Genomic DNA, 12,038 nt, shown 5'->3' on the forward strand with positions numbered 1-12,038 from the left:
TGACCCTAGACCGCTCTAGAGGACATAGCGGCGGCGAATGCCGCGGAAGCGTTCCCACATCTGGGCGGCGCGTTCTTCGGCGCTCACCATGGCGGTTCCTTCGGGGAGCGCGCCGCGCAGCGCGTCATACTTGACCACCCGGGTGTCCAGGGCGGCGGGTTGGCCCTCGAGCATGTGCCGATAGGTCAGGTTGCCGCGTTCGAAGCCCTGGGTGTCCAGCCAGTTGTGCACGCCGGGATCACGGTGAGCCATCACCAGCCGGATGCGTCCGTCGCGGTCGATCCTGGTGCGGCTCGGCGTGTAGCTGACCGGGCGGTACAGGTAGTCCATGCTGTTGAAGAAGACGCCCATGTTGGTGAACATCCACAACCCGTCGTGAGCGTCGAATTCGACGATCAGCGCCTCGTCGGCGGCCAGCTCCCAATACATGTTGGTGGCGGCTCGGCCGCGCTTGGTGTCGGCGTCGGTCGCCCCGGCGCCGGGAAACCTGTTCGGGTGGTCGGCGTCGACGCCGCCGTATTGGAATGGGAACTCGGGCCAATCCGACATCAGGCCGGTGACGAAATCGCCGGCCCACCGCATCGCCTCGACCATGTCGGCGGGTGTGGGCAGTGGTTTGGGGCCGGCCATGTCGACTCGCTCGATGCGTAGCTGCGCGGGGAGCTCGTCCCAGCGGTCAAACCCTTGGCGGATGAACAGCTTTCGTGAGTCCGGTGTGGTGGGCAGCCAGTTCGGCCCGCGCTCCGGACCGCCGATGTAGAGCTCGAACGCCCCGTCTGCGCCGGTGCGGAGCTGATGGCCGAGCAGGTTGGCTTCCGGTGTGTCACCGAAGGGTTCGTGCAGCACGCCGGGTCCGGGGGTGCGTCGGCCCTGCACGGTGACGTTGAAGAACCGCGCGGTGCCGCGGGTGCCGGTGAGCCGGTAGGTCGAGTGCCCGTCGATCCAGGCCTGCTGATAGGTGAAGTCGGCGCAGTCACCGCCGAGCTTGCGGGTGGGGCCGCTGAAGGTGTGCAGCGCGGGGTAGCCGGTGTCGCGAGTTTCGAGGGCCAGATCGAAGGCCTGGCCGAGGTTTTGGGTGAGGAACCGGTAGGCGTCGACGCGATGACTGCCCGACGTGGGGTTGGGGTCCTTGAAGACGCGCTCGCCCGCGCGCCGCAGCCGCTCGCAGAATTCGGCCCACGCCGCCTGCAGGGCCGTGTCGTCCGGACCGTCACCGAAGGCCATGCTCACGCCCCCAGCCTGGCCAGCATCGCGCCGACGACATCGCATGCGCGCCGGGACGATTCGAGCCTGCCCTCGCGGTCGATGCGCGGCCCGATGAGCTCCAGGTCGAAGCCGTGCTTGTAGCCGCCGGCGAGCACCCGGGCCACGAACGTTTCGATGGGGATGGCGCCGTCGCCGGGGACCGCCCGGTTCGGCAGCGCCCGGTCGCCGAGCACGTAGTCGCTCAGCTGGATGAGCGCCGTGCGCGGTAGCGCCCGCTGCACCTGGGCATCGAAATCGCCTTCGGCCCAGCAGTGAAACACGTCGATGCACACCTGTAAGTCGCACATCTCCGCCAGGGCGACGGTGTCTCGCAGGGTGTGGGCGAGGTGGATGTCGGCGTACAGGCTGGACGCGTTCTCGATCGCCAGCGCCACTCCGGCGGCCTTCGCGCGCGCGGCGCACGGCGCGACCATCTCGCAGAAGCGCTCGGCGCCCTGGTTCCAGGTCAGCTCGCCGCGTCCGCCGGTGAGCATGTAGACCGTGTGCGCGCCCACCTCGGCCGCCGCGTCGATGACGGCGGACAGCGCATCCCGGGCGGCGTGGGCGTCGGAGGTCAGGCAGCCCTCGGCGAAGAGGTGGTACACCGCCTCCACGGTATAGTTGTTGTGCCGCACCAGGTTTGACAACTCCGGGTCGAGCAGCTGGCCGTCCAGGATGCTCAGCCGGGATACGCCGAGCGCCGCCCAGTGCTCGTGCAGCTCGGCCAGCGAAGCGCCGTAGAAGGTGACGTTGTGGACGGACAGACGGTGGTGTGCGCCCGTCATGTCAGCCCCGGTTTTCGATCGCGACGCCGAACCGGTCGCGGAAGGGCTTGAATTCGGCGTGCAGGGCGTCGAGGTCTTCTCCGATGTCGGTGAGCAGTTGCGTGGAGTAGTGGAACTTGCCGTAGCGGTCGCCGCGATTGTCGGCCAGGTACGCGCGCATCGCCGCCTCGGCCTCGGCGGTCAGTTCGCGACCGCAGAACGTGTAGTAACGCCGCACGGCGCCAACGTGATCGGTGATGAAGTCGGCGTAGCGGAGGTGCAGGATGCGGGGATCATCGACCAGCGGGTTGCTCATGGTGTTGGCGACGCCGGCCCGCGTCAACTCCAGATGCATCTTGGCCAAGGCGTGCAGGTCGACGGGGCCGACCATGCCTTCGGCGATGTCGGCCATCATCATGGTGCGTGAGGCGGCGACCTGCACGGGGTCGCGGTGCAACCAGACCATCCGCGCGTCGGGATAGGTGTCGAACAGCTCCTTGAGCCGGAATCCGTGAAAGCCCTTCAGCACCCAATACTTTCGCGGCCTGCGGTATTGCAGCTGTTGCAGCATGGCCTTGTGTAGCCGGTACTGTGCGGCTGGGTCGGTGGCCAGGCCGCCGACCAGTGACTGCATGGGCACCCGCCACCACGCGGTGGGTGTCATGACGCGGAAGTCGAATGCCCAGGTGCGTTCGTCCTCGGGCAGGCCGTCGCCCAGCATGTCGTTGTAGGGATGGCTGCGCAGCCATTTGGGCATCTTCGCGTTGATCTCGCGCCAGTCGGCGTCGGCGCGTGCCCGGCGCTCGTCGCTGGGTCCCGCAAGTCCCGGCGGCGGGGACGGATACATCACCTCCCAGAACCGTAGCGCCCGAGCGTCCGGGTCGACCGACATCAGGGCGTGCATCAGCGTTGTCCCCGAGCGGGGTTCGCCCGTGACGAACATCGGCGAATCGATCACTTCCTCGGCGATCGGGTATCGGTTGCGGTCTTCGATGAGTTCGAGCCGCGAGGTCAGCAGCCATCGACATACCTGCGCGGCTTCGAATCTGCCGTCGGCGTCCAGGCCGAGGCCGTTGAGATGGTCGACGGCGACGGCGAAGCGCTCCGGCAATGTCGGGTCGCCGTAGTCGTGCAGTCCGGTTTCGGCCGCGGCGGCGGCGAGCAACTCCGTGGCGTCCAAAAGCGTTGTCACGACGGGTCTCCGCAGAGCCGCATGAGTTCGTCCTCGGCGGCACGGACGTTCGCCGCCGAGGTCTGCGCGTAGGCCAATCCGGCCATGGCGCCGTAGTCGAGGATCTTGGGTACGCGCAGGCCGGCGTCCACATAGGTCTTGACGATTCTGGCGACCTCTTTCGGTGTCCCGTGGGGCACGACGGACAGCACCATCTCGGGCCGCACCTTGCCGAGGAACTCGACGATGCGGTCTCGGTTGAGGATCGCGGGGTCGATGTCCTGAAAGCCACGCCAACCGTCGCCCATGGGGTGTTCGAAACCGAAGTCGCGCAACGTCTTCGCGGACACCTGCAGCAGAAACGCCTTGACCAGGGGAGCCTGCAGGATCTCGGCGAGGGCCGCGTCGTCCTCGCCGATCAGGCACACCTGGATGAACGACGGTGTGATCGCCATCGGGTCCCGGCCGGAGCGTTCCGCTGATGTCCTCACCGCGGTGAGCATCTCGGCGTAGTGCTCGGGAGTCCAGGCGCCCGCCGGCCACCACCCGTCGGCGTGCCTGCCGGCGATGTCGAGCATCCGCGGGCCGCTGGCGCCGATCCAGATCTGCGGAGGCCGGCCCTCGTAGGGTTCGGTGTCCAGTCGGGCGTGGTGCAGCGAGTAGAACTGGCCGTCGAAATCGACCGGGCCGTCGCTGCGCCAGAGCAGCCGGATCACCGTCAATGCCTCCTCGAAACGGCTGACCGGACGGGAGAAGTCGAAGCCGTAGGGCAGCGTGTTTTCGCTCTCGCCGCTGCCCAGGCCGAGGATGAAGCGCCCCTTGGCGAGGTGATCGATGGTCAGCGCCGTCTGTGCGAGCATCACGGGATGGCGGCGCACGGTGTCGACCACGGCGCTGACGATCGGCACCCGCTCGGTCAGCACGGCCGCCGCGGCCGCGACCGCGAGCCCGTCGAGGTGACGGTGCGGCGATGGGGACGCGGTAGCCAGGTCGGTGAACTCGGGAGTCCAGATCGAGTCGGGCCAGAAGCTGACCATGTGGTCGGGCAGCCAAATCGAGTGGTAGCGGCCGCTGTCGAGTTCGCCGAGCCGCGACAGGTCGAGGGGCAGCGTCGTGCGGAGGAACGCCGCGGGTTGAACGGTCATCGAGAGATGATGCTAAGCACCCGCACAGCGTTGTGTCGATGAATCGGCTATTGCGCCCTCAACCCCGGCCGAAGTGGGCCCTCAACCCCGGCCGAAGTACGCCCTCAACCCCGGCCGAACGTCGAGTTGTTGGGCGCCTGCACGGCGTGTCGCCGCAACAACTCGACGTTCGCGGAGCAAGAAAGGAGCGTTAGCCCGAAATGAACTCTTCGAGCTGGGTGCGCGCGATGTCGTCGGGCAGCTGCTGCGGCGGGCTCTTCATCAGGTAGGCCGACGCCGGGATCACCGGGCCGCCGATGCCGCGGTCCTTGGCGATCTTGGCGGCGCGCACCGCGTCGATGATGACGCCGGCGGAGTTCGGCGAGTCCCAGACCTCGAGCTTGTACTCCAGGTTCAGCGGCACGTCACCGAAGGCCCGGCCCTCGAGCCGGACGTAGGCCCACTTGCGGTCGTCGAGCCAGCCGACGTGATCGGACGGGCCGATGTGCACGTCTTTGGTCTTGAACTCGCGCTGCAGGTTGGAGGTCACGGCCTGCGTCTTGGAGATCTTCTTGGACTCCAGCCGCTCGCGCTCGAGCATGTTGAGGAAGTCCATGTTGCCGCCGACGTTGAGCTGCATGGTGCGGTCCAGCTGCACGCCGCGGTCCTCGAACAGCTTGGCCATCACGCGGTGGGTGATGGTCGCGCCGACCTGGCTCTTGATGTCGTCGCCCACGATCGGCACACCGGCGTCGGCGAACTTCTTGGCCCACACCGGGTCCGAGGCGATGAACACCGGCAGCGCGTTGACGAACGCCACGCCGGCGTCGATGGCGCACTGGGCGTAGAACTTGTCGGCCTCCTCCGAGCCCACCGGCAGGTAGGACACCAGCACGTCGACGTTGGCCTCGCGCAGCGCTTTGACCACGTCGACGGGGTCGGCGTCGGACACCTCGATGGTGTCGGCGTAGTACTTGCCGATGCCGTCCAGCGTCGGGCCGCGCTGCACCGTCACGTTGGTGGGGGGCACGTCGGCGATCTTGATGGTGTTGTTCTCCGAGGCGAAGATGGCCTCGGACAGGTCGAACCCGACCTTCTTGGCGTCCACGTCGAACGCGGCGACGAACTTCACGTCGCGCACGTGGTACTGGCCGAACTTCACGTGCATCAAGCCGGGCACGGTGCTGTTCTCGTCGGCGTCGTAGTAGTACTGCACGCCCTGAACCAGCGAAGACGCGCAGTTACCGACGCCGACAATGGCGACTCGTACCTCCGTCGACGCAAGCGGCGCGTTCTGCTCACTCATATGGGCGTTCTCCTAACCTCTGACCTCTGACTGGGATGCTGGGTTCGTGCGGGGGATTATGTTTGCTCGGAGAGGCCGGGCATAGCCCGCTCCGCAGCAATGAGCTCGTTGAGCCACTTGACTTCGCGCTCACTGGACTCGAGCCCCAATTGATGAAGCTGGCGGGTGTAGCGGTCGAACGAGCTACTGGCCCGCGCCACGGCTTCACGCAGGCCCTCCCGCCGTTCCTCGACCTGACGGCGGCGGCCTTCCAGAATGCGCATCCGCGCCTCTGCCGGAGTCCGGTTGAAGAAGGCCAGGTGTACCCCGAAGCCGTCGTCGGTGTAGTTGTGCGGACCGGTGTCGGCCACCAGCTCACCGAAACGCCGACGGCCCTCGTCGGTCAACTGGTAAACGCGCCGGGCCCGCCGGACAGGCGTCCCGGCCGGCGCGGCGTCCTCGGCGATCAACCCTTCGCCCTGCATGCGACGCAGGGCCGGGTAGAGCGAACCGTACGAAAACGCCCGGAACGCGCCGAGTAAACCGGTCAGCCGTTTGCGCAACTCGTAGCCGTGCATGGGCGACTCGATGAGGAGACCCAGGATGGCAAGCTCCAGCACGATTCACCCCCTCACAAGACGGTTTGCATGGCTAGTTACGACGGTCCGACGCCTCGCGCAATCGTATCGTCCCGATATATTAGCCACAACACCACTCGGTGTTGGTTTGCAATTCGTCACAGCCCACGAGGGGGTCGAGTTACGCCGGGGGACAGGCGTTACGTGGGCAAACTCATCTGTTTGACGGTGCCGTCACCGCCGAATGCGATGTAGCCGCCGCCGTAGTCACTGGAGACATAGAGCGACAGCGTCAGCGCCCCGGGTGTGGTCGGGTCTTTTGCCGGCTCGACGATCAGGTACGTCGATTTCACGTCGGACGGCTTCATGCGCAGGGTCTGCGGGGCGCCGCGCATGATGCCCACCGCCGCGTTGACGTCGAATTTGCTCAGGTCGACCGGCGCCGGACCGTCCGAGGAACTCTTGGCCGAGCTGGTCGGATCGCCCCATCCGCCCCGGTAGGTGTAGGCGAGGATCCGCCGGTCGTCGGAGGGGTCCGGGCGGTCCAACGCCGCATACGTCGGGTAGATCACCAGCCGGTAGCCCATGGTGTCGCCGAACCGTTTGCGCATCTGCTCGAGCAATCCCGTGAGCCCGCCGACCGAGTGCAGTTGCGTCGGCGGCGTCAGGACCACGGCGGCGACGCCGTCGGGCTTCGCTCCCGGGTCCGTGGTGAAGTCCAGCGGCGAGCGGGTGTTGCCGTAGAGGCCCCATCCGATGCCCATGCCCAGCAGGACCGAGACGACGAAGGCGGCGGCCGGTGTGGCCCACCCGCCCAGCCGCGATCGCCGGGGCCGCGAGTCGAGGGCGGGCAGTTCCCGCCCGGTGTTGGATTGCAGATCGCGCACCAGAGCCTGCAGGTCGCCCAGCGTCACCGCCTTGGTGGCCGCGCTGACCCTTTCCCGATGCTCCTCGGCGGAGACCTCGCCGTCGCTCAGCGCGTTGTCGAGGATCGTGCAGGTGTCCTGACGGTCGCTGTCCCTGGCGCGGGTGGACGCCGTCAACCCGCCGGCCAGCGGTGTCCCGAGCCATTTCGCCACGGGATGATCGTAGAAGTCCGGCTCGGGTTGGGCGCAGAAATCGACACCGAGCACCGCGGCAGGCCCGCCACAGTTTTGGTTGCGTATCACTGGTCGGGATGGCGTCGTACTCTGGTGGGCGTGCGACTGCAGCGACAAGTGGTGGATTACGCGCTTCGGCGGCGCTCACTGCTGGCCCAGGTGTATTCGGGCCGGACGGGCGTGTCCGAGGTGTGTGACGCGAACCCGTATCTGCTGCGCGCCGCCAAGTTTCACGGGAAACCGAGCCAGGTCATGTGCCCGATCTGCCGCAAGGAGCAGCTGACCCTGGTCTCGTGGGTGTTCGGCGAACACCTGGGCCCGGTCTCGGGCTCGGCGCGGACCGCCGAGGAGTTGGTGATGCTGGCCACCCGCTTCGAGGAGTTCGCGGTCCACGTGGTGGAGGTGTGCCGCACGTGCAGCTGGAACCACCTCGTCAAGTCATACGTGCTCGGCGCGGCGCGCCCGGCATCTCCTCCCAGGGGCAGCGGGCGCTCGCGGGCGGCGCGCAACGGCGCCCGCACGGCCACTGAATGAGCTCGAATGACGAAGGACGGCACAGCCAGTCGTCCGGTGACGAACGTGGGCCAGGGGCCGAGCGGGTGGGCAACCGCGACAACGACGACCGTCCGCAGGATCCCGGACAGCGCAATGCGCCGCGACCGTCCAACCGCCGCCGGCAGGGGCCGCCCGACGATCGCCTGACCACGATCCTGCCGGCGGTCAGAGACGACCGGGCGCCGCGGCGCTCCGACCCGATCGACGAAGTCAAAGCCGCCTTGGCCGGCCCGCCGTCGGCGCCCTTGCGCCGTGACGCGATCGACGAGGTCAAGGCCGCCTTGGACAGCCGCGGGCCGGCGTCGGGCCGGCAGCAGCGCGCCGGCTCCGGAGGTCGCCCACCCGGCGGACCTCCTCCGCCGCCGCGGCCTGGGCGGCCCGGCGGATCCGACGGGCCGGGCAGGCGGGCGGCCGGGCCGTGGCGCGACTGGGCCTGGACCCAGCAGATCAACTGGCTGTGGGTGCGCCGCGCCGCCTACCTGTGTGCGGCCGTGCTGGTGCTGTTACCGATCGTCACCTTCGCGATGGCGTACTTCATCGTCGACATTCCCAAGCCGGGGGACCTTCGCACCAACCAGGTGTCGACCATCCTGGCCAGCGACGGCTCGGAGATCGCCAAAATCATTCCGCCGGAAGGTAATCGGGTCGACGTCAACCTCAACCAAGTGCCCGTGCACGTCCGCCAGGCGGTGATCGCCGCCGAAGACCGCAACTTTTATTCCAACCCCGGCTTCGACTTCAGCGGCTTCGCACGGGCGGTGAACAACAACCTCTTCGGCAGCGGGGACCTGCAGGGTGGATCGACGATCACCCAGCAATACGTGAAGAACGCCCTCGTCGGGTCGGCGCAGCACGGCATCAGCGGCCTGATGCGCAAGGCCAAGGAGTTGGTCATCGCCACCAAGATGTCGGGGGAGTGGTCGAAAGACGAAGTGCTGCAGTCCTATCTGAACATCATCTACTTCGGGCGCGGCGCGTACGGCATCTCCGCGGCATCGAAGGCCTACTTCGACAAGCCGGTCGAGCAGCTCACCGTATCGGAGGGGGCACTGCTGGCGGCCCTCATTCGGCGGCCCTCCACCCTGGACCCGGCCGTCGACCCCAAGGGCGCCCTGGCGCGGTGGAACTGGGTGCTCGACGGCATGGTGGAGACCAAGGCGCTGTCGTCGAACGACCGTGCCGCGCAGGTGTTCCCGCAGACCGTGCCGCCCGATCAGGCGCGCGCACAGAACCAGACGACCGGGCCCAACGGGCTCATCGAGCGCCAGGTGACCCGAGAACTGATGGATCTGTTCAACATCGACGAACGGACGCTGAACACCCAGGGGCTTCAGGTCACCACCACCATCGACCCCAAGGCCCAGCAGGCCGCCGAGAAGGCCGTGTCGAAATACCTCGACGGCCAAGACCCCGACATGCGCACGGCGGTGGTGTCGGTCGATCCGCACGACGGCTCGATCCGCGCCTACTACGGCGGCAGCGACGCCAACGGCTTCGACTTCGCTCAGGCCGGATTGCAGACTGGGTCCTCGTTCAAGGTGTTCTGCCTGATCGCCGCGCTCGAGCAGGGGATCGGCCTGGGTTATCAGGTGGACAGTTCGCCGTTGACCGTCGACGGCATCAAGATCACGAACGTCGAGGGCGAAAGCTGCGGGACGTGCAACATCGCCCAGGCGCTCAAGCAATCGTTGAACACCTCGTATTACCGGCTGATGCTCAAGCTCAAGGGCGGACCGCAGGCCGTGGCCGACGCCGCGCACCGGGCCGGCGTCGCGACCAGCTTCCCCGGCGTCCCCCACACCCTGTCCGAGGACGGCAAGGGCGGACCACCGAACAACGGAATCGTGCTGGGCCAGTATCAAACCCGGGTGATCGACATGGCCTCGGCGTATGCCACGCTAGCCGCCTCCGGCGTCTATCATCGGCCGCATTTCGTGCAGAAGGTGGTCAATTCCGACGGCCAGGTGCTGTTCGATGCGAGCAAGTCCGAGGACAACGGCGAGCAGCGCATCCCCAAGGCCGTCGCCGACAACGTCACCGCCGCCATGGCACCGATCGCCAGCTACTCGCGCGGCCACGCGCTGGCCGGCGGCAGGCCATCGGCGGCCAAGACCGGCACCACGCAGCTGGGTGACACCAACTCGGACAAGGACGCCTGGATGGTCGGCTACACGCCGTCGCTGTCGACGGCCGTGTGGCTGGGCACCGCCAAAGGTGACGAACCGCTCGTAACGGCTTCGGGCGCACCGGTTTACGGCTCGGGGCTGCCATCCGATATCTGGAAGGCCACCATGGACGGCGCGCTCAAGGGCACGTCCAATGAATCCTTCCCCAAGCCGACCGAGATCGGCGGCTACGCGGGCGTGCCGGCGCCGCCGCCCCCGCCGAAGCCGCCGGCCGAAACCGTCATTCAGCCGACCATCGAAGTGGCGCCGGGCATCACCATCCCGGTCGGACCGCCCACGACGATCACGCTCGCGCCACCGCCGCCCGGCGGCGGCCCGCCGGGTGCTCCGGAGCCGGGCGGCGGTGTCCCGCCGGGTGGGCCCCAAGCGCCGCCCCCGCCGCCGTGACCGGGGACGCGGAACACGGCGCCACCATTTCACCGCGGCCGTTGGCCGCGGACCTGCGCAGCGCCGACAACCGAGACTGCCCGAGCCGCACCGACTTTCTGGGCGCCGCGCTCGCCGATGTCGTCGGGGGTCCCGTCGGCCGCCACGCGCTGATCGGCCGCGCTCGGTTGATGACGCCGCTGCGGGTGATGTTCCTGATCGGGCTGGTCTTCTTGGCGCTCGGCTGGTCGACCAAGGCGGCCTGCCTGCAAAGCACCGGCACCGGCACCGGCGATCAGCGCGTGGCCAATTGGGACAACCAGCGCGCCTACTACGAGCTGTGCTATTCCGACACGGTGCCGCTCTACGGCGCGGAGCTGTTGAGCCAGGGCAAATTTCCGTACAAGTCGAGCTGGATCGAGACCGACTCCACCGGCGCCCAGCAGATCCGCTACGACGGCAGGCCCGCGGTGCGGTACATGGAGTATCCCGTGCTGACGGGGATGTACCAGTACGTGTCGATGGCGCTGGCCAAGACCTACACGGCGCTGAGCAAGCTGGCCCCGCTTCCAGTGGTCGCCGAGGTCGTGATGTTCTTCAACGTCTCGGCGTTCGGACTCGCGCTGGCCTGGCTGGCCACCGTCTGGGCGTCCGCGGGCCTGGCCGGGCGGCGGGTCTGGGATGCGGCCCTGGTGGCGGCGTCGCCGGTGCTGATCTTTCAGATCTTCACGAACTTCGACGCGCTGGCAACGGGTTTCGCGATGGCCGGATTGCTGGCCTGGGCGCGGCGCAGGCCGATGCTGGCCGGTGTGCTGATCGGGTTGGGGGCGGCGGCAAAGCTGTACCCGTTGCTGTTCTTGGGTCCCATGCTGCTGCTGGGAATCCGGACCGGGCGGCTGCGGGCGTGGGGCCGCACCGCGGCGGCGGCCGTGGTGACCTGGCTGCTGGTGAACCTGCCCGTGCTGGTGTTCTTTCCGCGCGGATGGTCGGAGTTCTTCCGGCTCAATACGCGACGCGGCGACGACATGGACTCGTTGTACAACGTCGTGAAGTCGTTCACCGGCTGGCGGGGTTTCGATCCCAAGCTGGGTTTCTGGCAACCGCCGACGGTGTTGAACACGGTCGTCGCTGTGCTGTTCGTGACGTGTTGTGCGGCAATCGCATTCATCATCCTGACCGCTCCGCGGCGACCGCGCGTGGCGCAGGTCGTGTTCTTGGTGGTGGCGGCTTTCCTGCTGACCAACAAGGTGTGGAGTCCGCAGTTCTCGCTGTGGCTGGTGCCCCTGGCGGTGCTGGCTCTGCCGCATCGCCGGGTGCTCTTGGCGTGGATGACCATCGACGCGCTGGTGTGGGTGCCGCGGATGTATTACCTGTACGGCAATCCCAATCGTTCGCTGCCCGAGCAGTTCTTCACCACCACGGTGCTGTTGCGTGACGTCGCCGTCATCGCGTTGTGCGCGCTGGTGATCCGCCAGATCTACCGGCCCGACGAGGATTTGGTGCGCTGGGGCGGACGGGTGGACGACCCGGCGGGCGGGCCGTTCGACCGCGCACCCGACGCCCCGCCGGGCTGGCTTCCGGACTGGCTGCGGCCGGTGGGCTCACGCCGCGCGAGCGCCCCCGTGCCCGAGGACGCCGACGAACAACCGGCACTGGCGCCATGA

The 12,038-nt window shown here is 67.8% G+C and carries 10 protein-coding genes; 3 read left to right on the top strand and 7 right to left on the bottom strand.

Going from position 1 to position 12,038, the window contains the following annotated elements; translation table 11 throughout:
- Positions 1 to 15: 15 nt before the first annotated feature.
- The 7 genes from K883_RS09265 to K883_RS09295 all read right to left on the bottom strand — a co-directional run bounded on the left by K883_RS09265 (position 16) and on the right by K883_RS09295 (position 7,246).
- Complete coding sequence (locus tag K883_RS09265) at positions 16 to 1,224, bottom strand: DUF1214 domain-containing protein (protein ID WP_020821288.1); 1,209 nt, start codon at positions 1,222 to 1,224, stop codon at positions 16 to 18.
- 2 nt (positions 1,225 to 1,226) lie between these two features.
- Positions 1,227 to 2,030, bottom strand: a complete 804-nt coding sequence (locus tag K883_RS09270; protein ID WP_020821289.1) for a sugar phosphate isomerase/epimerase family protein — start codon at positions 2,028 to 2,030, stop codon at positions 1,227 to 1,229.
- Between the two features lies 1 nt (position 2,031).
- The gene (locus K883_RS09275) at positions 2,032 to 3,201 is read right to left on the bottom strand and encodes a sulfotransferase family protein (protein ID WP_020821290.1); all 1,170 of its coding nucleotides are present in this window, start codon (positions 3,199 to 3,201) and stop codon (positions 2,032 to 2,034) included.
- A complete protein-coding gene (locus K883_RS09280) occupies positions 3,198 to 4,325 on the bottom strand; it encodes an LLM class flavin-dependent oxidoreductase (protein WP_036454317.1) in 1,128 nt (375 codons plus the stop codon). The genes K883_RS09275 and K883_RS09280 overlap by 4 nt, the downstream gene beginning before the upstream one ends.
- Positions 4,326 to 4,515: 190 nt before the next feature.
- On the bottom strand, positions 4,516 to 5,610 hold the full coding sequence (locus tag K883_RS09285; RefSeq protein WP_008262662.1) for an inositol-3-phosphate synthase: 1,095 nt from the start codon (positions 5,608 to 5,610) through the stop codon (positions 4,516 to 4,518).
- Between the two features lie 56 nt (positions 5,611 to 5,666).
- A complete protein-coding gene (locus K883_RS09290) occupies positions 5,667 to 6,209 on the bottom strand; it encodes a PadR family transcriptional regulator (protein ID WP_008262664.1) in 543 nt (180 codons plus the stop codon).
- 158 nt (positions 6,210 to 6,367) lie between these two features.
- Positions 6,368 to 7,246 carry a DUF1707 SHOCT-like domain-containing protein gene (locus tag K883_RS09295; RefSeq protein ID WP_008262667.1) on the bottom strand — a complete coding sequence of 293 codons (879 nt, stop codon included), beginning with the start codon at positions 7,244 to 7,246 and terminating at the stop codon, positions 6,368 to 6,370.
- A 120-nt stretch (positions 7,247 to 7,366) separates the two neighbouring features.
- On the opposite strand from K883_RS09295, the gene K883_RS09300 reads away from it, so the two are divergent.
- Genes K883_RS09300 through K883_RS09310 form a run of 3 tightly spaced genes read left to right on the top strand, consistent with a single transcriptional unit; the run spans position 7,367 to position 12,038 of the window.
- Positions 7,367 to 7,801, top strand: coding sequence for a DUF5318 family protein (locus tag K883_RS09300; protein WP_036389608.1), 435 nt, complete (start codon positions 7,367 to 7,369; stop codon positions 7,799 to 7,801).
- Positions 7,798 to 10,395 carry a transglycosylase domain-containing protein gene (locus K883_RS09305; RefSeq protein WP_136244689.1) on the top strand — a complete coding sequence of 866 codons (2,598 nt, stop codon included), beginning with the start codon at positions 7,798 to 7,800 and terminating at the stop codon, positions 10,393 to 10,395. The genes K883_RS09300 and K883_RS09305 overlap by 4 nt, the downstream gene beginning before the upstream one ends.
- Entirely contained in the window at positions 10,392 to 12,038 is a 1,647-nt protein-coding gene (locus K883_RS09310) for a glycosyltransferase family 87 protein (RefSeq protein WP_008262687.1), read from the top strand. The genes K883_RS09305 and K883_RS09310 overlap by 4 nt, the downstream gene beginning before the upstream one ends.

Source organism: Mycobacterium sp. TKK-01-0059, from assembly GCF_000709305.1.
Lineage (GTDB): Bacteria > Actinomycetota > Actinomycetes > Mycobacteriales > Mycobacteriaceae > Mycobacterium > Mycobacterium intracellulare.

Coding starts and splice junctions, on each gene's coding strand:
- K883_RS09305 (WP_136244689.1), top strand. CDS start 7,798: ATGAGCTCGAATGACGAAGGACGGCACAGCCAGTCGTCCGGTGACGAA.
- K883_RS09285 (WP_008262662.1), bottom strand. CDS start 5,610: ATGAGTGAGCAGAACGCGCCGCTTGCGTCGACGGAGGTACGAGTCGCC.
- K883_RS09265 (WP_020821288.1), bottom strand. CDS start 1,224: ATGGCCTTCGGTGACGGTCCGGACGACACGGCCCTGCAGGCGGCGTGG.
- K883_RS09270 (WP_020821289.1), bottom strand. CDS start 2,030: ATGACGGGCGCACACCACCGTCTGTCCGTCCACAACGTCACCTTCTAC.
- K883_RS09280 (WP_036454317.1), bottom strand. CDS start 4,325: ATGACCGTTCAACCCGCGGCGTTCCTCCGCACGACGCTGCCCCTCGAC.